21 protein-coding genes are annotated in these 18,466 nt (G+C 64.7%); 10 read left to right on the top strand and 11 right to left on the bottom strand.

Annotation, left to right across the window (positions count from 1 at the left end):
- Positions 1 to 25 precede the first annotated feature (25 nt).
- From MJ601_RS18210 to MJ601_RS18235, 6 genes are all read right to left on the bottom strand, one after another.
- Complete coding sequence (locus MJ601_RS18210) at positions 26 to 859, bottom strand: S1 family peptidase (RefSeq protein WP_348635602.1); 834 nt, start codon at positions 857 to 859, stop codon at positions 26 to 28.
- 22 nt (positions 860 to 881) lie between these two features.
- A complete protein-coding gene (locus tag MJ601_RS18215) occupies positions 882 to 1,304 on the bottom strand; it encodes a DUF350 domain-containing protein (RefSeq protein ID WP_242129047.1) in 423 nt (140 codons plus the stop codon).
- A 183-nt stretch (positions 1,305 to 1,487) separates the two neighbouring features.
- The gene (locus MJ601_RS18220; protein ID WP_242129049.1) at positions 1,488 to 1,799 is read right to left on the bottom strand and encodes a hypothetical protein; all 312 of its coding nucleotides are present in this window, start codon (positions 1,797 to 1,799) and stop codon (positions 1,488 to 1,490) included.
- Positions 1,800 to 1,909: 110 nt separating this feature from the next.
- Positions 1,910 to 3,151, bottom strand: a complete 1,242-nt coding sequence (locus MJ601_RS18225) for an SAM-dependent methyltransferase (RefSeq protein WP_242129051.1) — start codon at positions 3,149 to 3,151, stop codon at positions 1,910 to 1,912.
- Between the two features lie 31 nt (positions 3,152 to 3,182).
- A complete protein-coding gene (locus tag MJ601_RS18230; protein WP_242129053.1) occupies positions 3,183 to 3,929 on the bottom strand; it encodes a molybdopterin-binding protein in 747 nt (248 codons plus the stop codon).
- Positions 3,926 to 4,639 carry a cytochrome b/b6 domain-containing protein gene (locus tag MJ601_RS18235; RefSeq protein WP_242129055.1) on the bottom strand — a complete coding sequence of 238 codons (714 nt, stop codon included), beginning with the start codon at positions 4,637 to 4,639 and terminating at the stop codon, positions 3,926 to 3,928. Before MJ601_RS18235 ends, MJ601_RS18230 begins: the two co-directional genes overlap by 4 nt.
- 291 nt (positions 4,640 to 4,930) lie before the next feature.
- Between MJ601_RS18235 and MJ601_RS18240 the strand changes: the two genes are divergently transcribed.
- Both MJ601_RS18240 and MJ601_RS18245 read left to right on the top strand, forming a co-directional pair.
- The gene (locus MJ601_RS18240; RefSeq protein ID WP_242129058.1) at positions 4,931 to 5,440 is read left to right on the top strand and encodes a porin family protein; all 510 of its coding nucleotides are present in this window, start codon (positions 4,931 to 4,933) and stop codon (positions 5,438 to 5,440) included.
- 305 nt (positions 5,441 to 5,745) lie between these two features.
- Complete coding sequence (locus MJ601_RS18245; protein WP_242129060.1) at positions 5,746 to 6,264, top strand: porin family protein; 519 nt, start codon at positions 5,746 to 5,748, stop codon at positions 6,262 to 6,264.
- Between the two features lie 68 nt (positions 6,265 to 6,332).
- Here the strand turns inward: MJ601_RS18245 and MJ601_RS18250 are convergent, their stop codons facing one another.
- The 3 genes from MJ601_RS18250 to MJ601_RS18260 all read right to left on the bottom strand — a co-directional run bounded on the left by MJ601_RS18250 (position 6,333) and on the right by MJ601_RS18260 (position 8,634).
- A complete protein-coding gene (locus MJ601_RS18250; protein ID WP_242129084.1) occupies positions 6,333 to 6,758 on the bottom strand; it encodes a hypothetical protein in 426 nt (141 codons plus the stop codon).
- Positions 6,759 to 6,866: 108 nt separating this feature from the next.
- Complete coding sequence (gene rlmN, locus MJ601_RS18255) at positions 6,867 to 8,126, bottom strand: dual-specificity RNA methyltransferase RlmN (protein ID WP_242129061.1); 1,260 nt, start codon at positions 8,124 to 8,126, stop codon at positions 6,867 to 6,869.
- Positions 8,127 to 8,172: 46 nt separating this feature from the next.
- Positions 8,173 to 8,634 (bottom strand): hypothetical protein, encoded by a 462-nt coding sequence (locus MJ601_RS18260; protein ID WP_242129086.1) that lies wholly within the window; start codon positions 8,632 to 8,634, stop codon positions 8,173 to 8,175.
- A gap of 199 nt (positions 8,635 to 8,833) precedes the next feature.
- Between MJ601_RS18260 and dnaN the strand changes: the two genes are divergently transcribed.
- On the top strand, positions 8,834 to 9,946 hold the full coding sequence (gene dnaN, locus MJ601_RS18265; protein ID WP_242129063.1) for a DNA polymerase III subunit beta: 1,113 nt from the start codon (positions 8,834 to 8,836) through the stop codon (positions 9,944 to 9,946).
- A 50-nt stretch (positions 9,947 to 9,996) separates the two neighbouring features.
- Positions 9,997 to 12,606 carry an EAL domain-containing protein gene (locus tag MJ601_RS18270; RefSeq protein ID WP_242129065.1) on the top strand — a complete coding sequence of 870 codons (2,610 nt, stop codon included), beginning with the start codon at positions 9,997 to 9,999 and terminating at the stop codon, positions 12,604 to 12,606.
- Between the two features lie 170 nt (positions 12,607 to 12,776).
- Here MJ601_RS18270 and MJ601_RS18275 read toward each other — a convergent pair whose 3' ends face one another.
- Positions 12,777 to 13,376, bottom strand: coding sequence for a GNAT family N-acetyltransferase (locus MJ601_RS18275; protein WP_242129067.1), 600 nt, complete (start codon positions 13,374 to 13,376; stop codon positions 12,777 to 12,779).
- A 33-nt stretch (positions 13,377 to 13,409) separates the two neighbouring features.
- Entirely contained in the window at positions 13,410 to 14,036 is a 627-nt protein-coding gene (locus MJ601_RS18280) for a c-type cytochrome (RefSeq protein ID WP_242129069.1), read from the bottom strand.
- Positions 14,037 to 14,224: 188 nt separating this feature from the next.
- Between MJ601_RS18280 and MJ601_RS18285 the strand changes: the two genes are divergently transcribed.
- The 6 genes from MJ601_RS18285 (at position 14,225) to MJ601_RS18310 (ending at position 18,185) form a co-directional block, all read left to right on the top strand.
- Entirely contained in the window at positions 14,225 to 15,115 is an 891-nt protein-coding gene (locus MJ601_RS18285) for a prephenate dehydratase (protein WP_242129071.1), read from the top strand.
- Between the two features lie 30 nt (positions 15,116 to 15,145).
- A complete protein-coding gene (locus MJ601_RS18290) occupies positions 15,146 to 15,871 on the top strand; it encodes a sterol desaturase family protein (protein ID WP_242129073.1) in 726 nt (241 codons plus the stop codon).
- A gap of 14 nt (positions 15,872 to 15,885) precedes the next feature.
- On the top strand, positions 15,886 to 16,296 hold the full coding sequence (locus tag MJ601_RS18295; RefSeq protein WP_242129087.1) for a DUF2141 domain-containing protein: 411 nt from the start codon (positions 15,886 to 15,888) through the stop codon (positions 16,294 to 16,296).
- 166 nt (positions 16,297 to 16,462) lie between these two features.
- Positions 16,463 to 17,374, top strand: coding sequence for a tetratricopeptide repeat protein (locus MJ601_RS18300; protein ID WP_242129075.1), 912 nt, complete (start codon positions 16,463 to 16,465; stop codon positions 17,372 to 17,374).
- Between the two features lie 8 nt (positions 17,375 to 17,382).
- Positions 17,383 to 17,991 (top strand): LON peptidase substrate-binding domain-containing protein, encoded by a 609-nt coding sequence (locus MJ601_RS18305; RefSeq protein WP_242129077.1) that lies wholly within the window; start codon positions 17,383 to 17,385, stop codon positions 17,989 to 17,991.
- A 20-nt stretch (positions 17,992 to 18,011) separates the two neighbouring features.
- Complete coding sequence (locus tag MJ601_RS18310; protein WP_242129080.1) at positions 18,012 to 18,185, top strand: Trm112 family protein; 174 nt, start codon at positions 18,012 to 18,014, stop codon at positions 18,183 to 18,185.
- The last annotated feature ends 281 nt before the right edge of the window (positions 18,186 to 18,466 follow it).

The raw sequence follows: 18,466 nt of genomic DNA on the forward strand, positions 1-18,466 counted from the left end.
AAATCCTGTCAATCTGGCCTGCGACCTACTCTCTGGGCTTGCCCGTCGTCAACCGTCCGCGCGTGTCGTCGACGTTGCAGAATATCCGGCGGATCACCCCCTGCGCCAGCCAGGATTCGAACCGCGCCTGCGCTTCGCCCGGATCGATGAAGGGATAGGCGACAGGCCGGTCGTTTACCGCGCGGCTGGCGTTGACCAGCCGGGCCAGCGCGTCCGGCGGCGCGGTCAGGATGCGGCCGCGCCGATCGGTGGCGGCGCTGTTGACGCCCACCACATGGCCGTCCTCGGCAAGGACGGGGCCGCCGCTGATGCCCGACAGCGTGCCGTCGCCCATCGGGATTCTCGCCCGCTCCGCCCATGCGAGCACGGGCTGGCTTTCCTCTGTCCGTCCCCGCCGGGCGCGGGCGGCGCCGATCAGTTCGGATATCACCAGCGTTGGCTGGCCGCCGGGAAATCCCATATGGTAGCCGATCGATCCGGGCGGCGGCATCGCGTCCGACAAGGGCAGGGACTGGCTGCTCGGCATTCCGCCGCGCACCAGCGCGGCATCCGCCTCCCGGCTTGCGACGACATGGAAGACCTCGCGCGCCACGCCGCCTTCCTCTATGCCGACGCGGGCGCAATCATGGGTCACATGCTCTGCGGTCAGCCATGTGCCCTGGCGGTCGATGGCGAAGGTGGTGCCCATGCTGTCGGACGGGCCGCCGGGCCGATCCTCGATGACGAAGGCTTCGTCGCTCCATTGCGGCAACGGACGGCGGGGCGATCGCGGATTGAATTCCTCCACCTGAAGGGAGGGCGCGCGCGTCGTCTCGCTGACCCACAGCAATGCCAGCACCGCGCTGACCAGCAAGGGCAGGCACCCTCGCTGCACCACCGCGTCAACTCGCCACCGCGCCTGCGGTGAGGCAGGCGATCGCGATCTTCATCATCGCCAGGAATATGGCCGCCGCCCGTTCGTTCGCCTCGATCCGGGTGGAGAGCGATCCGATCAGATAATCGGCGAAACGAAAGGCGATGAGTTGCAACACCAGCGTGACACTGCCCCAGATCATGATGTCCCAGACATTGACCGAGCCGGCGAGGCAAAAGCCCAGCGGGATGCCCAAGCCGATCGCCGCGCCGCCCAGCGAGATGGCCGCCGCCTCGTTGCCCGCGCGGATCAGCGCAAATTCGTCATGCGGGGTGATCCACATATAGAGCGCCATCGCCGCCAGCCAGGCCAGCGTCGCGCAGGCCAGGTGCAGCAGGAAGATGGGCAGGCCGGACAGCAGGCTCTGGATGACGGGCATGGGATCGGTCATGGGCCGGAAAATGCAGCAAGCCGCCCGCCGGTGCAATCGGCGGACGGCTCGCTTCGTTCACAGGGGGGGCGGAGACCCGCTCCAGAACATGATCCGATCAAGCCGAATCGGATGATGCTCTGTTCGTCCTCGGTGTTCCGCATTTTCCAAACCACAGATGATGCCATCTGCTTTGAAAATGCTCTAGTTGCAGACGCGAATCTTCACGCGCCTGTCGCGATAATGGTTGTAGCGCCATTCGGTCCAGCAGCGCTGGCGATAATGGCCGCGCCAGTAGCGCCGGTCGCCCCGCCAGTCCCGCCGGTCACGCCAGTCGCGGCGATCCCTCCAGTCGCGCCGGTCATCCCAGCGGCCGTCCCACCGGTCGCCGCGATAGCCGTCACGATAGCCATAGTCATAGCCGCCATAATATTGCGCATGGGCGGGGACCGCGCTCACGCCCATGGCGCTCACCGCCAGGCCCAGCGCAGCCACGCCCTTCCACAAGATGTTCATGTCTTTCTCTCCTCACATGCACGCCCGTCACCGGGGACATGGGGGAGACAATGCAGCAGTCCGACTGAACCGTCCGGGAACGGCGCCGTCAGCCAATATTCATGCTTGAATCAGCGGCCGCGCAGCGCGCTTTCCTTTTCCAGCATATAATCGCGCGTGATCGGCAGGCTGCGGCGGTCGCGGACATATTGGACCTGATAATTGACCATGCCGCCATGTTCGAACACCGTCGCGGCACCGGCGAGATAGAAGGTCCACAGGCGGAAGAATCGCTCGTCGTAGAGCGCGACGATATCCGCCTTGTGCGCCAGCGTCCGCTTGTACCATTCGCGGATGGTGAGGCCGTAATGCATCCGCAGCACCTCGACATCCGTCACCATCAGCCGCGTGCCCTCGCTGCCCTGGATCATTTCCGACAGCGCCGGGATATAGCCGCCGGGGAAGATATATTTCTGGGTGAAGGCGTCGGTGATGCCCGGCCCGTCGACCCGGCCGATGGTGTGGATCAGCATCACGCCCTGCGGCGTCAGCAATTCGCGGCATTTGTTGTAGAAGGTGCGGTAATCCCTGGTCCCGACATGCTCGAACATGCCGACCGACACGATGCGGTCGAACGGCCCCTCGACATCGCGATAGTCGATCAGCTCGAAACGCACATGATCGGCGACGCCCGCATCCGCCGCCCGCTGGCGCGCGACCTTCAGCTGTTCTTCCGACAAGGTGATGCCGGTGACGTCCACGCCGCAGGTGCGATGCAGATACAGCGCCATCCCGCCCCAGCCGCAGCCGATGTCCAGCACCTTCATGCCGGGTTCCAGGTGCAGCTTGGCGGCGATATGCGCCTTCTTGTCCTCCTGCGCCTGTTCCAGGCTGATGCCGGTCTCATTGTCGGCGTCGGGGAAATAGGCGCAGCTATATTGCCGGTCGCGATCGAGGAAGAGCGCATAGAGCGCCCCTGAAAGGTCGTAATGATGGGCGACATTGGCCTTGGACCGCGCCCGGTGATTGGCCGCCCACAGCCTTCGCCGGATCGACTTGATGCCGCGCTTGATCGAGCCCAGGTCGCTGATCGACCTGCCGCTTTCCCAGGCGTTGTTCATGCGGATGAGCGAGATCAGTTCCATGATCCCCCCGCCCTCGATCGTGACGCGGCCGTCGATATAGGCTTCCGCCATGCCCAGGCGCGGATCCTTGATGATGTCGAACGGCACCCGCCCATCGTGGAATTTCAGCGCCAGCTCGGGGAAGCCCGGCTCCGGCGTACCGGCTATGATCTTCTTGCCGTCATGGTAGAAAATGGAGAGCTGGCCGCGCGTGACCAGCCGTTTGATGACCCGATCGAAGATTTTCATGGACTTAACCTGTCAGGTCGCTTCGCCTGCGTCAAATTCCCGCATACCAGTCATAGCCGGCATGGTCCTCCCAAAAGCCGCCCTTCCCGCCGCCCACGCTCTCGAGGCTGGCGACCGCCTCGATGGCCATCAGATATTTCGCCTGCTTGTAGCCAAGCTGCCGCTCCACCCGCAGACGCAGGGGCGCGCCATTGGCCACCCGCAGCGGCTCGCCGTTGAGGGCGAAGGCCAGGATGGTCTGCGGGTGGAAGGCGTCAGTCAGGTCGATGCTCTCATAATAGCCTTTGCCGCCGCCCATATCGTCGGCACAGTGGAAGACGATGTAGCGCGCACCATCCCGTAGCCGGGCCGCGTCCAGAACCTGCTTCAACGGCACGCCCCGCCATCGGCCGATCGCGCTCCACCCCTCGACACAGTCATGGCGCGTGATCTGCTCGCGATGGCGGAAGCCGTGCAGTTGCGCCAGCGACAGCGACATGGGGCGATCGACCAGTCCGCCGACTTTCAGCCGCCAGTCGGCAAAGCCGTTGCGCCACAGCGTCTTATATTCGGGCGTATTGGGATTGGCGGTGCCGTTGGGGCGGAAGAAGGGGGAAATCTGGTCGGGCCGGAATTCATGCGCCAGCGCATCGCGCGCCATCAGGCTGCGCTGCGCCCATTTGTGGAAATTCTCGGCGGAGAACAATGTTTCCCGCACCGTCGCATTCTTCGCCAGCCGATCGCAGCCCGCCAGCGTCGCGGCCGCGCCCAATATCAGCGCCCTGCGATGCAGGATCATGGCCGCGCCTCCGGCACCTTGTAGCGCCCGGTGATCATCGACCCGATCTCGTTCACCGGCCCGGCCAGGACCACCATGAGGATGTGCACCAGAAAGAAGCCCGCCAAGGCGAAAGCGGCGATGAAGTGGATCGACCGTGCCGACTGCCGCCCGCCGAACATCTCCGCCAGCCAGGGCCAGGCCGCATTCATGCCCGGCGACATGGTGAGGCCGGTCAGGATCACCAGCGGCAACAAGATGAAAAGGACGCCGTTATAGCTCGCCTTCTGCAGGACATTATAACGCAGCGCCGCCTCCCCGGACGGGAAGCGCAGCCGGGCGTGATCCCTGATATCCTGCCAGACATGGCGCGGCGCCAGTTCGCCCCGGCGAAAGGCAAGGTCGCGCCCGAAATGGCCGAAAAGGCTCCAGACCATGTAGAATAGCAGCGCAAAGGCCAGGATCGGCGCGGCTGTCAGATGCCAGTGGCGCGACATCGCCAGATTATAATGGGCGGGCAGGGTGATCCAGCTTCCGAACCGCTCCAGCCTCAGCCAGGGATGGTCGAAATTCGCGCCATATTGCCCCCAGTAAAGCCGCGGATGCGCGTTGAAGATGCCCAGCCCGCTGGTGAACAGCACATAGAGCAGCAACGCATTCAGCCAGTGCCACAGCCGCGTCGCCAGCCTGTGACGCGGCACCGATCGAGCTTGCCAGGGCGCGCTATCCATAGGGGACTGTTACTCTTCTGCACCACAGAGGTCAAAAATTACGGAGCCGTTACACGGGTGAACGCAATTTCATGTTTCCGTTCATGTGGGAGCCAGCTTGCGGGTCCATAAGCACCCGGCCCGACGTGAAGTGAAGCTGCGGGCAGTTTAAGTTCGTATGGATCGATATCCCGATATTTCAAGAGAGAATGGGCTGGAAATTTTTTAAAGATCAGTCTCTTTTAAAAACCGGATGAGTAAATAGATAAGCCTCACCCCGTTCAGGGTATCGAATAAGCTATGAGGAATATCATGAAGACTGCGATTTTCGCAGCGATTGCTGCTGTCTCCGTTTCTGTTCCGGCTTTTGCTCAGGACGCTGCGCCTTTTACTGGTCCGCGTGCGGGCGTCACCATGGGCTTTGACAAGATTCAGGGCGACAAGGGCTTCAGCTATGGCGGCACCGCCGGCTATGACCTGGCCGTCACCCCGCGCGTCACCTTCGGTCCGGAAGTGTCCTTCGGCGACGCCACCACCGACAGCGCGACCACGGATGTCAGCCGTGACCTCGCCGCTTCGGTGCGCCTGGGCTATGTCGTGACGCCCAAGGTGCTGGCGTTCGGCAAGGTCGGCTATGCCAACACCCGCTTCGAGCCGACGGCCGGCGGCAACTACTCGCTGGAAGGCGTGCGTTATGGCGGCGGTCTGGAATATTCGGTGACCCCGCGCACCTATATCTCGGCTGAATATCAGCGCACCGAATATGAAGCGAATTTTGGCGGCCGTGACGCAGGCGTCGTTGGCGTCGGCTTCCGCTTCTAACGCGATCCTTTGTTAAAATAAGAAGGGCGGTCCTGAATGGGGCCGCCCTTTTTGCATGAACGGCACTGTTGCGAAAAAACATCATCATTCCATAAAGTTCATATCCATATTGCAACTATGACAATCAGATTACATATGCGCGCCGTCAGCGAAAAATATCGCTGCACGCAGGACGGGCGGAATTCTGATTTGAATCAGTGTTCCAAAAGGTGATGACAATATAAAATCGTAACACCTCCCGTAACAGAACAGAAAACGTCAGCCATGTTCATTGGCATGGGCGTTACTCAGAATATGAGGACTTTATGAAGACTGTGATTTTCGCAGCACTTGCTGCTGCCGCCGTTTCCGCTCCCGCTTTCGCTCAGGACGCTGCGCCCTTCACCGGTCCGCGCGCGGGCGTTCTGCTGGGCTATGACAAGTTCAGCGGCAAGGACGGCTTCAGCTACGGCGTCAGCACCGGTTACGACCTGGCCGTCACCCCGAACATCACCTTCGGTCCGGAAGTGTCGTTCAGCGATACCACCACCAGCGGCAACGGTGTGGCTACTGGTTCGGAAATCAGCCGTGACCTCGCCGCATCGGTTCGTCTGGGCTACATCGTGACGCCGCGCGCCCTGGCTTTCGCCAAGGTCGGCTATGCCAACACCCGCATCGACTTCGGCGGCGCTGGCGCGGCGTTTGAAGGCGTGCGTTACGGCGGCGGCGTGGAATTCGCCGTGACCGGCAACACCTACATCTCGGCTGAATATCAGCGTAGCGAATATGAAGCCAACATCGGCGGCCGTGACGCCGGCGTGGTCGGCATCGGCTTCCGTTTCTAATCCCTCTCGGATAGAACAGGGGAAGGGCGGTCCCTCGCGGGGCCGCCCTTTTTCCATGCCCAGTTTTTCTATGCCCAGGGCAGGGGCTTGAGGTCCGGTTCCACCCATCCACGGCGCGCCTCGGTCGACATCAGCCGCTCCCGCGACCAATAGGCCAGCAGCCAGTCCTTGTCGGCCATGGGCGACGCCATCAACGCTGCAAAGGCTTCCCCCGGCGTCGCGCCGTCGGCCAAACCTGCCAGCACCGCCCGCGCCGCGCGCAAGGACGCCTGGGTGATCGTCTCATGATAGCCGGACATGTCGCTGTTCACCCCGCCGACGCTCTCATTATAGGCGGCGATCATCCCCGGCATGTCGCGCTCGGGCACCAGATCGGGCCGCCGCAGCATCAGCCACAAGGCCGTCGAGAAATGGGCCATATGCGTCCATTCCTCCTTGGGCAGCGTCCGCGCGCAAAAGCCCAGGGCAATCCGTTCGATCTCTTCGTCCGTCATTCTCATTCACCCTTTCATGCCGCCCGGACGAAGGGCCAAGAAAAACCCCGCCGTTCCGGGCGGGGTTCTCGTCTTGCGCCATGCTGGGCGCACCAAATCAACCCCGCTCTATCCGAGCGCGGCTTGCTTCTCCGCCGCCAGCCGATCCAGCTCCGCCCGGCTCTTCTTCTCGCTTGCGGACTTCAGCTGTCCGCAGGCGGCCATGATGTCCCGCCCGCGCGGCGTGCGCACCGGCGCGCTGATCCCGCCCTCGAACACGATGTTGCTGAAGGCGCGAATCCGCTCCGGCGTCGAACATTCATAATCGGTGCCCGGCCAGGGGTTGAACGGGATCAGATTGACCTTGGCGGGTAGCTTGTACTGGCGGATCAGCCGCACCAGCTCGCGCGCATCCTCGTCGCTGTCATTCTTGTCCCGGATCATCACATATTCGAAGGTGATGCGCCGGGCATTGTTCGCGCTCGGATAATCGGCGCAGGCCTGCAACAGCTGCTCGATGCCGTACTTCTTGTTCAGCGGCACCAGTTCGTCGCGCACATCCTTGGTCACGGCATGGAGCGACACGGCAAGGTTCACGCCGATCTCTTCGCCCGCGCGCGCCATCATCGGCACCACGCCGGACGTCGACAGGGTGATCCGCCGCTTCGACAGGGCCAGGCCGTCGCCGTCCATCACGACCTTCAGCGCATCGCGCACATGGTCGAAATTATAGAGCGGCTCGCCCATGCCCATCATCACGATGTTGGTCAGCATGCGCCCGTCGGTGGTGTATTGCGCGGCGTCGTCCGCCTCGTCGTCATTGGCCGACGCCATGTTGCCGCGCGGCCATTCGCCCAGCGCGTCGCGGGCCAGCATCACCTGCCCCACGATCTCGCCGGGCGTCAGGTTGCGCACCAGCCGCATCGTGCCGGTATGGCAGAAACGGCAATTGAGCGTGCAGCCCACCTGGCTTGACACGCACAGCGTTCCCCGGTCGGCATCCGGAATGAACACCATCTCATAATCCTGCCCGTCGTCCGACCGCAGCAGCCATTTGCGCGTGCCGTCGCTCGACACCTGCGCCTCGACCACTTCGGGCCGTCCGACGACGAAGCGCTCCGCCATCCAGCCGCGCATCGGCTTGGCCAGGTCGGTCATGGCGTCGAAATCGGTTTCGCCGCGATGATAGAGCCAGTGGAACAACTGCTTGGACCGCAGCTTCGCCTGCTTCTGGTCAAGCCCGGCTTCCTCCAGCACGCCCTTGATCTGCGGGCGCGACAGGCCCATCAGGTCGACGCGCCCATCCTCACGGGGCGTCACCGCGCGCGGCACGGGCACAGGATCGATAGCGCCGGGAATCGGCATCAAGGGGGTGGCGGCTGACTGCATGGCCGCGCCCATAGCCGATTTTGGGGGATTTTGGAAGGGCGGCGCCTCAGTGCAATCTCGCACACCCCAGCGCCGCCGCGTCGATCGCCGTAGCCGCCCCGCGCAACGCATAGGTATCCGCAAACCCCCGCCCGCGCGCATCGCGGGTCTGCACGCTCATGCTGGTGGCCGATCGCATCGTCGCGACGATCGCCGCATCGGTCCGCGCGTCGGGTGCCCAGGCGTCGACCTGGCCCGCCACCAGCGTGAAGCGCCGGTCGCCCACGTTCAGGATCACCGCCGCGTCGCTCGCCCGCATCCGGCTCAGGCGGAAATGCACCTGCCCGCGCACCTGCTGGCGCGGCCAGCTCCCGACGGCGGCGAAGCCTTCCGATCTCGCCGTCACCGGCATGGCGATGGCATAGCAGCGCGGAGCAGCCGGATCGCGAAAGGCCCCCCAGGCTTCGAAAACGCCCAGCGAGTCACGCGCCAGCGCCCCCGTTCCGGACAACGCACCGAACGCAAGCATCGGCAGGGCAAGGGACCGGAGAAGTTTCACATCCCCGGCAAAGCCCAAGCTGTTCCCTTTTGCAACCCTTTGACCAGCGAAACGATCAGCGAGCGCTTGCAGGGGCCGTCACAGCGGTTATGAAGGACCATCCATCATTGTCGCCCGGATTCGACCGATTTCGGGCTTTGGCGAAAAAAGAAACGGACAGAACAGGGACATGAAGGCCACCATCGAACGCGCAACGCTCCTCAAGAGCCTCAGCCACGTCCAGTCGGTGGTCGAGCGGCGCAACACGATTCCGATCCTGTCCAACGTGCTGATCGAAGCGTCGGCCGACGGCGCGATCAAGCTGATGGCGACCGACCTCGACCTCCAGATCGTCGAGAGCGTCTCGGCGCAGGTCGAACAGCCCGGCGCCACCACCATTTCCGCGCACACCCTGTTCGATATCGCCCGCAAGCTGCCCGAAGGCAGCCAGGTGTCGCTCCATGCCGCCGAGGGCAAGATGCTGATTCAGGCGGGCCGTGCCCGCTTCAACCTGTCGACCCTGCCGCGCGACGACTTCCCGGTGATCGCGGAAGGCGACCTGCCGACCAGCTTCGAACTGCCGGCCGAGACGCTGAAGCAGATTATCGACAAGACGCGTTTCGCCATCTCGACCGAAGAGACGCGCTATTATCTGAACGGCATCTATTTCCATGTTTCCGATGACGGCCAGCCGGTGCTGAAGGCGGCCGCGACCGACGGCCACCGCCTCGCCCGCGTCACCGTGCCCCGTCCGGACGGCGCCGACGGCATGCCTGGCATCATCGTGCCCCGCAAGTGCATCGGCGAACTGCGCAAGCTGCTCGACGAGGTGGAAGGCTCGGTCCAGATCAGCCTGTCGGCCAGCAAGATCCGCTTCGGCCTGGGCAGCGCGATCCTGACCAGCAAGCTGATCGACGGCACCTTCCCCGATTACAGCCGGGTCATTCCGACCGCCAACGACAAGCTGCTCAAGATCGATCCGCGCAGCTTCGAGGAAGGCGTGGACCGCGTCGCCACCATCGCTACGGAAAAGACCCGCGCGGTCAAGATGACGCTGGATCGCGACAAGATCACCCTGTCCGTCACCAGCCCCGAAAACGGCACGGCAGCTGAAGAGGTGCCCGGTGCGTTCCAGGGGGAAGGCTTCGATATCGGCTTCAACGCCCGCTATCTGCTCGACATATTGGGCCAGATCGACAGCGAGGCGGTGGAACTGCATCTGGCCGACGCCGCCGCGCCGACGCTGATCCGCGAAAATGACCGTAGCCCGGCGCTCTATGTGCTGATGCCGATGCGGGTATAGCTTCCTTCAGGGTAAGCTTCTTTCAACATCTTATCGTTACGCGGGGGAGCATGACTTCCCTGCGGACGAATCTGGAGGCGTTCCAGTCCAGGCGGACTGACCTGATCGTGGCTCTCGGCCTTGGCGAAGGCGGGACGGACGTCGACGCATCCTGGGTTTCGGGCACGTTCGTCCATATCGCAAGGCTCTGGCCGCTGGTCCTGCTGGGCAAGCTCTGCATCACCGCATTGCTGCACGTCCCCTTTTACGAACGCGACAATATCGGCCATGCCGTTGCCCTGTCCGTCATGCTGCTGGTCGACGGCATCGCCATCGTGGCGCCGCGCGGCGCGCGTTTCCAGCGTCTTCGGCCGCATCACCAGAAATGGCTGATACTGCCCCTGGTGCTGCTGTCGGGCCTGGCTTTCAGCCTGATGCTGGGGCCTTCCCTGATCGGCGGCGCGCTGTCGCGCAATCTGGCGGCCGAACTGGCGGTGGCATTGATGGCGGTGTCGATCTTCGGCGACCGGCGGCTGCTGGGGGTAAGCTATTTTCTGGGCCTGTTGGTCGCATCGCTGGTGCAAGGCGCGGATTTCGCGCAGGTCGGCCTGCTTTTCAGTTGCATCGCGGTGCTGATGGTCGCGGCGCTGCGGCAGGCGGCGCACGACATGAACCGGGCCATCGCCTTCCATCGGCGCGACCTGCGCGCCCAGCGATCCGACCGGTTGCTGCACGAATATGAACGGTCGGGCCGCGGCTGGTTCTGGGAAACCGACCGGCATGGCTGCATCGTCTATATTTCCGACACGCTGGCCCGCACGCTCGACCTGCGCGACGAAACGCTGATCGGGCGCCCCATCACCGAAATCGTCCGCCCTGGTGACCGCCAGGAAGGGGACGGCGAACGGACGCTCGGCTTCCACCTGTCGGCGCGCACGGGCTTTGCCGATATCGCGGTTCGTGCCGCCATGGCGAAGGACGAACGCTGGTGGTCGATTTCCGGCCAGCCGGTGTTCAACGAATATGGCCAGTTCCACGGCTTCCGGGGGTCCGGCACCGATCTCACCGAAATGCGCCGCAGCCAGGCGGAGGTGAACCGGCTGGCGCAATATGATTCGCTGACCGGCTTGGCCAACCGCGTGCAGATGATGCGTTCGCTGGAGCAGGCGGTGGCGGGCACGAGCGGCCAGCCGCGCGACTGCACGCTGATGATGCTGGACCTCGACCGCTTCAAGACGGTCAACGACACGCTTGGCCATCCGGCGGGCGATGCGTTGCTGCGGCAGGTCAGCCGGCGCATCCAGCGCGTGGTCGGCGACAAGGGGCTGGTTGGCCGGCAGGGCGGCGACGAATTCAAGATATTGCTGCCCGGCCGGGCGGACAAGATCATGCTCGATCATCTGGCGCGGGCGATCATCGCCGATGTGTCGCAACCCTATACGATCGAGGGAACGGCCGTCGTCATCGGCGTGTCGATCGGCATCAGCTTCTGCCCGCAGGACGGCGTCACGGCGGAAGCGCTGATCCGCAACGCCGACCTTGCGCTCTATGCGGCCAAGGGCGACGGACGCGGCATCTATCGTTTCTATTCGCCGGAAATGCACGCCGATGCCGAGGACCGCCGGCAACTGGAAGAGGATCTGCGCAAGGCGCTGGTCAAGGATGGCCTGCACCTTGTCTATCAGCCGGTGGTCTCTTCCCAGACGGAGCAGATTACCGGCTATGAAGCGCTGCTGCGTTGGAATCATCCGATCCGCGGCTCCATTTCGCCGGCCCTGTTCGTGCCGATCGCGGAGGATAGCGGCCTGATCGGCCCGATCGGCGACTGGGTGCTGCGGACGGCCTGCCATGATGCCGCGCAATGGGCCGACGGCGTGCGGGTGGCGGTCAACGTCTCGCCCATCCAGTTCGCCAATCCGGGCCTGCCCTCCACCGTCATGAACGCGCTGGCGTCCGCCGGGCTGGCGCCCGAACGGCTGGAACTGGAAATCACCGAAAGCGTGTTCCTGAACGATGACGACGGCACCGAATCGATGTTCTCGCGGCTCAAGGGGCTGGGCGTGCGCCTGGCGCTCGACGATTTCGGCACCGGCTACAGTTCGCTCGGCTATCTGAAGAAGGCGCCCTTCGACAAGATCAAGATCGACCAGAGCTTCGTGCGTGGCGCCGCGATCAAGGGCAGCCGCAACAGCGCCATCATCAAGGCGATCGTCAGCCTGGCCGAAGCGCTGGGCATGGACACCACGGCGGAAGGCGCCGAAACCCAGGATGAGCTGGACCTGATCCGCCAACTGGGGTGCAGCCATATACAGGGCTATGTCTATGGCCGGCCCTTGCCCGCGGCCGATGTGCTGGTCCAGCAGCACGGGCAGCGGGGCATCATCCTGCCGCAGGGCTTCCAGTCGAGCAGGCCGGAACGCAAGACCATGTTGCGCACGGTCGCCGTGCACCATGACGGCCATGTCTATACCGGCCGCATCCGCAACATCTCCTCCACCGGGGCGCAGTTGGAGGGGCTGTGGAACGTGCCGGAAGGGACGCTGTTCGCCATCGAACTGGGGGATAGCCAAACCGTCAACGCGGTGGCCCGCTGGTCTAAGGAAGACCGTATGGGCGTGGAATTTACCCAGACGGTCGATATGGCAAAGCTGCGCGCCTTGCCGCGGTCGATCGCGTCCTGAAAGTTTGTCTGGAAATGCGCGGAAGGGCGCATTTCGAGGCGGCACCGGCCCTCTCCCCCACCCGGCCACCCAACGGTAGTATTCTATGGATGGCCGGGTGGGGGAGAGGGCCGGTGCCGAGAAGCGCCAAAGACGCATTTCCAAACAAAAAGAGGACCGAACGGCGAGGCTCAGATGGACGGCGAATCGCCCGCCAGCGATTTGACCCAGAATTGCATGGGATGGCTGGTTTCCCCATCCTCGCCCCATTCCTTCCAGCGGAACTGGCCGACCAGCCCCCCGACCGGCGCAAAACCCCTGCCGCGCCAGAAGGGATCGAGCGGCGAGTAGCCGGCGGGTCGTGCCGGATGGTCCGGCGGCCGGACGACCGCGCAGAAGCTCGCCATGGCAAAGCCCAGTTCGCCCGCCTTCGCCTCGCGCCGGTCGAAAAAGGCATGGCCGATGCCCCGGCCGCGCCAGCCGGGCAGGAGGACCGATTCGCCGAAATAATAGATCCGGCCGATGTCCATGCCGCGCTCCCGGAAGGGGGCGGCAAATTCGGCGGCATGATCCGCCATGGGCGCGGCGGTGGCGGCCCCGACCAGGCGTTCGGCTCCCTCCGGCCCGGCGAAGGCGCCTACGACCAGCGCACCCGGACTTTGCGCATAGGCGGCGAGATAATCGCGCTCATAGCCGCGATCCCCGTCATAAAGATAGGGAAAGGCCCGAAACACGGTGATGCGCAGGTCCGCCAGCGCGTCGAGCGCGGCAACCAGTGCCGCGCCCGTCAAATCCTCGATCCGGACGGGATCGTCGGCCAGCGCTTACTTGCCCGGGGCCTTTTCCGCCGGTGCGGCGGCGTTGCTTGCCGCATTGGCGGCTGTGGTCGGTGCGGCATTGTCGCCCCCTGCGGCGGGCGCGGCGTCGGCGGCGGGCAGCGGCAGGTTCGACCCCTGAGCGTTCAGCCAGGCGATGACGTTCGCGCGGTCGACCGGATTGCCCAGGCCAGCAAAGGTCATCTTGGTGCCCGGCGCGAATTCACGCGGCGAGGTCAGCCAGTGATCCAGCGCCTCGAAGGTCCAGTTGCCGCCCTTGCTCTTGAGCGCTTCGGAGAAAGCGAAGCCGCCCTTGCCCTGGCCGATCGCTTCGCCCACCGTGGCGTAGAGATTGGGACCGATGCCGTTGGCGCCGCCCTGATTGGCGGTGTGGCAGGCCGCGCACTTGGCAAACACCTTCTCGCCCGCCGCGACATCGGCGCTGGCGAGCAGGGTGTTGAGGCCGGGGCCGCTGGCGGCGGCGCCCGCGCCTTCGGCTTCCACGCCTTCGATCGCATAGCCCATCTTCTCGGGCCGCTCTTCATGGAAGAATTTGGAACTGACAATCGCGCCGCCCAGCGCGATGATACCCGCGAACAAAGCCCAACCGGCAGCGGTGTTGAAACGATCGCCCATTCGCTCGGATTCCCCTGGATTTCTGTTCTGGGCGCTTGTGGTCGCGTCCCCTCTCGCCCGCTGCCATAATGGCGCAAACGCGAACGTGCAAGCCGGGTTGAACGCGATCATGCGCGCTTTTCATGGCTTTGTGCACCAACAGCATGCTTGCGCGTGCGCGATGGAGTGAATAAGCGCGCTTTTCGTCCATGGAAAACTTCCCCGCCCCCGCCCGCCTCCTTGTCGCGGAAATGGCCGCAAAGGCCGCTGCCGACCCTGCTCGCGCCGTCGCCTTCCAGGGCGCGCCGGGCGCCAATTCGCACCTTGCCGCGCTCGGCTACGCGCCCGATTGCCTGCCCCTGCCCAGCTTCGCGTTCGAGGATGCGATCGACGCGGTGCGGAACGGCGAAGCCGCGCGGGCGATCATTCCGATCGAGAACAGCCTGCACGGACGGGTCGCGGACATGCATTTCCTGCTGCCCGAATCCGGGCTGCACATCATCGACGAATATTTTCTGCGCATCCGGCACTGCCTGATGGCGCCCGACACCGCCCCGGTGAAGAGCGCGGTCAGCCACCCCCAGGCGCTGGGCCAGTGCCGCCATTATCTGCGCGATCGCGGCATCCAGCCGGTCAGCTATGCCGATACGGCGGGCGCGGCGGCGCTGGTCGCGGAAACCCAGGTGGCGGGCGAGGGGGCGATCGCCCCCTATCTGGCGGCGGAACTTTATGGCCTGCGGCTGGTGGCGGAGAATATCGAGGACAGCGACGACAATATGACCCGCTTCCTGGTCCTCTCGCGCGAGCCGAAGATGCCGACGGCGGGCGTGGGACTGGTGATGACCACCTTCCTGTTCGAGGTGAAGAATATCCCCGCCGCGCTCTACAAGGCGATGGGCGGTTTCGCGACCAATGGCGTCAACATGACCAAGCTGGAGAGCTACCAGCGCGGCGCCAGCTTCGCCGCGACGGAATTTTATTGCGATATAGAGGGAATGCCCGGCGATCCGGCGGTCGATCGCGCGCTGGCGGAACTGGAATTCCACACCAAATGGGTGCGGATGCTGGGAAGTTACCGGCAGGCCAGACCCAGAACGTGACCTTCGGCGCAGGGCTGCTATAGTCCCGCCATGGTCGCAGCCGTCATCCTGTCCGCCTTGGCGATGAGCCTGATCGTCGCGGTGCGCTATCTGCTGACCAGCGGGGGCTTCGCCTGGGCGACGCGGCTGCGCCAGCCCGGCCTCTATCGCGGTCTGGACCGGCAGATTCGCCGCGAAATCGGCTGGTCGCTGGCGTCCGCGCTGATCTACGGGATTCCGGCGGGCGTGGTCGCATGGGGATGGCAGGCGCGTGGGTGGACGCGGGTCTATGCCGACGTCCACGCCTTTCCGCTCTGGTATCTGCCGGTCTCGGTGCTGCTCTATCTCGCCGCGCATGACGCCTGGTTCTACTGGACGCATCGCTGGATGCACCGGCCCCGGCTTTTCCGCATCGCCCATGCCGTGCACCATGCCAGCCGCCCGCCCACGGCCTGGGCGGCGATGAGCTTCCACCCCTGGGAAGCGCTGACCGGCGCGGTCGTCATCCCGGCGCTGGTCTTCCTCATCCCCATCCATGTCGCTGCGCTGGGCGCGGTGCTGACGATCATGACCGTGATGGGCGTCGGCAACCATATGGGGTGGGAGATGTTTCCGCCCTGGCTCGTGAAGGGACCGGTGGGACGCTGGCTGATCACCGCCAGCCATCACCAGCGGCATCATGAGCAATATGCCTGCAACTATGGGCTTTATTTCCGCGTCTGGGACCGGCTTTGCGGGACGGACAGGGGTTTGGGCAGATTCAGGGAGGCGGCGTGAAGACGGGATCGGTGATGCTGATGACGCTGTTGATGGGCGCGGCCCCGGCCGATCTGGCACAGCCGCTCAGCATGGAGGTGCGGGGCCTGCGGTCGGCGAAGGGCAATGTCCTGATCTGCGTCACCCGGTCGCCGCGCTATTTCCCCGATTGCACCCATGATCCCGAAAAGCGGCATTTCGCGGTGCCGGTGAAGGCGGGGACGATCGCGCTGGGCGCGATGGCGCCCGGAACCTATGCGATCGCCATCGTCCATGATGAGAATGGCAATGGAAAGCTGGACACGTTCGCTGGCATCCCGCGCGAAGGGGTGGGCTTTTCGCGCAATCCCGCGATCCGCTTCGGCGCGCCCAGCTTCAAATCCGCGCAGTTCGCCGTGGCGGGCGCTGCGGTGCAGCAGGACATCCGGGTCAAATATTTCCTCTAGGAATCACGGCAAGTCAGGGAACTGGAACGCGCGACCTGATGCAATCGGGCCGCAAGCCGCTACAATCGTACGCTTTTCCACCGGCCTTGTTCCAATGGGGTGACGCCCCACATAAGGCGCTGTATGGAGGCGGCGAGTGACCGCACAGGCAGCAGGAGATTTTGAAGTGGCGACCCTGGGATTGAGCGAGGCCGACAAGGCATCGGTGGAGGCTTTCCGCCGGGATGTGGTGGACCCGTCGCGCACGAGCCTGGTGATCGTCGACTTCTGGGCCGAATGGTGCGGCCCCTGCAAGCAGCTGGCGCCGGTGATCGAGAAGGTCTGCGCCGACTATGCGCCCAAGGGCGTGAAGCTGGTCAAGATCAATGTCGATGAGGACAAGTTCATCGCGGCGCAGTTCCGCGTCCAGTCGATCCCGACCGTCTATGCCGTGTTCCAGGGCCAGCCGGTCGCTGATCTCAGCCAGGCGCGCACCGAAGGGCAGCTCAAGCAATATCTCGACCAGTTGCTGGCCCAGTTGCCGATCGAATCCGATGAAAAGGCCCAGTTGCAGGAAATCGCCCCGCTGATCGCCATGGGCGAGGAACTGCTGGCCGGTGGCGAGGCGGAACGCGCGCTTTCCGTGTTCCAGCAGATCGGCCAGATGGTGCAGGACAATGCGGAGGTCGCTTCGGGCGAGGCGCGGGCGCTGGCGGCGCTGGGGCAACTTGACAAGGCGGAGGCGGTGCTGGCGGCGCTGCCCGCCGACGTGGCGAAGGATCAGGCGATCGAGCGGGCGCGGGCTGCGATCGCGCTCAAGCGGGACGCGAAGCCGGTGGCGGACCTTTCCGGTATCGCGGCGAAGGTCGCGGCCGATCCCGACGATCATGAGGCGCGCTTCGAACTCGCCAACGGCCTTATGGCCAATGGCGACCGGGACGGCGCGGCCGAACAGTTGCTGGAAAGCGTGCGGCGCGACCGGGCCTGGAACGATGGCGCGGCGCGGGCGCAGCTCATCAAGCTGTTCGAGGCGACGGGGCTGGAAGACCCCTGGGTGGCGGCGCAGCGGCGCAGGCTTTCGCAAATCCTCTTTTCCTGATCCCCGCGATGGCGCGCGTGTCCATCTTTCCCCTGTCGGGCGCCCTGCTGCTGCCGGGGATGGAGTTGCCGCTCCATATTTTCGAGCCGCGCTACAAGGCGCTGATCCACGACGCGGTGGCGCGGGACCGGCGGATCGGCATGATCCAGCCGCGCGAGGAGGGGGAGAAACCGGCGCTCTTCGACATGGGGTGCCTGGGCCACATCACCCATATCGAGGCGCTGGAGGATGGGCGGTTCAATATCGTCCTCAGGGGGCTGGCGCGGTTTCGCGTGGTGCGGGAACTGGACGTGCCGACCGCCTTTCGCCAGATCGAGGCGGACGTGGAGCCGATGGCGCAGGAGGATGAGATCCTCTCCGCCGTCGAACGCGCGGCGCTGGAGCTGGAATCGCGGCGTTTCGCCGAAGCGCTGGGCTATGTGGTGGACTGGACGGCGGTGTCGCGGCTGGACGATATGGCGCTGGTCAACGGCATCGCGCAGATCGCTCCCTTCGACCCCGCCGCCAAGCAGACCCTGCTGGAGGCCGATACGCTGGGCGACCGGAGCGACCGGATCATCCAGCTCATGCAGATCGTCGGGCGCATCGAGCGCAACGGCGGCGCGACCATGCAATGAGCGGGCCAGCGAGTGGGACAATGAGTGGCGCCCCCGATCCTGCCTTGCTGGCCAAGCTGGCATGCCCGGTGACGCGGACGCCGCTGCGCTGGGACGCGGAACGAAGCGAACTGGTGTCGGACGCGGCGGGCCTGGCCTTCCCGGTGCGCGATGGCGTGCCCGTGCTGGTGGTCCGCGAAGCCCGGTCCATCTGACTGGCGGTTTCGGGTGGCAGGCGGACGTCGTTTCTCCCCTCCCGCAGGCGGGAGGCGGGTGTCTGGGATTGGCCGATAGTGTTGAAAAAGCCGGGCTTGCAGTAATTGCGCGGTCCTGATTCACTGATCCTGTCGTTAGGAGACAGGCTCATGATGGGTGATCGGACGGTGATGCAGGAGGCGCTGTTTTACAGCTTCAGGCTGGAAGACCATGTTCCCCAGAACCACCTGTTGCGGGCGGTGGATCGCTTCGTTGATCTGGACGGTATCCGGGAGAAGCT

Origin of the sequence: Sphingobium trunci (genome assembly GCF_022664535.1) — a bacterium.
In the GTDB taxonomy this organism is placed as follows: domain Bacteria; phylum Pseudomonadota; class Alphaproteobacteria; order Sphingomonadales; family Sphingomonadaceae; genus Sphingobium.

Excerpts from the sequence above, each read along its gene's own strand:
- MJ601_RS18215 (WP_242129047.1), bottom strand. The coding sequence starts at position 1,304 with ATGACCGATCCCATGCCCGTCATCCAGAGCCTGCTGTCCGGCCTGCCC.
- MJ601_RS18220 (WP_242129049.1), bottom strand. The coding sequence starts at position 1,799 with ATGAACATCTTGTGGAAGGGCGTGGCTGCGCTGGGCCTGGCGGTGAGC.
- MJ601_RS18225 (WP_242129051.1), bottom strand. The coding sequence starts at position 3,151 with ATGAAAATCTTCGATCGGGTCATCAAACGGCTGGTCACGCGCGGCCAG.
- MJ601_RS18230 (WP_242129053.1), bottom strand. The coding sequence starts at position 3,929 with ATGATCCTGCATCGCAGGGCGCTGATATTGGGCGCGGCCGCGACGCTG.
- MJ601_RS18235 (WP_242129055.1), bottom strand. The coding sequence starts at position 4,639 with ATGGATAGCGCGCCCTGGCAAGCTCGATCGGTGCCGCGTCACAGGCTG.
- MJ601_RS18240 (WP_242129058.1), top strand. The coding sequence starts at position 4,931 with ATGAAGACTGCGATTTTCGCAGCGATTGCTGCTGTCTCCGTTTCTGTT.
- MJ601_RS18245 (WP_242129060.1), top strand. The coding sequence starts at position 5,746 with ATGAAGACTGTGATTTTCGCAGCACTTGCTGCTGCCGCCGTTTCCGCT.
- MJ601_RS18250 (WP_242129084.1), bottom strand. The coding sequence starts at position 6,758 with ATGACGGACGAAGAGATCGAACGGATTGCCCTGGGCTTTTGCGCGCGG.
- rlmN (WP_242129061.1), bottom strand. The coding sequence starts at position 8,126 with ATGCAGTCAGCCGCCACCCCCTTGATGCCGATTCCCGGCGCTATCGAT.
- MJ601_RS18260 (WP_242129086.1), bottom strand. The coding sequence starts at position 8,634 with ATGCTTGCGTTCGGTGCGTTGTCCGGAACGGGGGCGCTGGCGCGTGAC.
- dnaN (WP_242129063.1), top strand. The coding sequence starts at position 8,834 with ATGAAGGCCACCATCGAACGCGCAACGCTCCTCAAGAGCCTCAGCCAC.
- MJ601_RS18270 (WP_242129065.1), top strand. The coding sequence starts at position 9,997 with ATGACTTCCCTGCGGACGAATCTGGAGGCGTTCCAGTCCAGGCGGACT.
- MJ601_RS18280 (WP_242129069.1), bottom strand. The coding sequence starts at position 14,036 with ATGGGCGATCGTTTCAACACCGCTGCCGGTTGGGCTTTGTTCGCGGGT.
- MJ601_RS18285 (WP_242129071.1), top strand. The coding sequence starts at position 14,225 with ATGGAAAACTTCCCCGCCCCCGCCCGCCTCCTTGTCGCGGAAATGGCC.
- MJ601_RS18290 (WP_242129073.1), top strand. The coding sequence starts at position 15,146 with ATGGTCGCAGCCGTCATCCTGTCCGCCTTGGCGATGAGCCTGATCGTC.
- MJ601_RS18295 (WP_242129087.1), top strand. The coding sequence starts at position 15,886 with ATGCTGATGACGCTGTTGATGGGCGCGGCCCCGGCCGATCTGGCACAG.
- MJ601_RS18305 (WP_242129077.1), top strand. The coding sequence starts at position 17,383 with ATGGCGCGCGTGTCCATCTTTCCCCTGTCGGGCGCCCTGCTGCTGCCG.
- MJ601_RS18310 (WP_242129080.1), top strand. The coding sequence starts at position 18,012 with ATGAGTGGCGCCCCCGATCCTGCCTTGCTGGCCAAGCTGGCATGCCCG.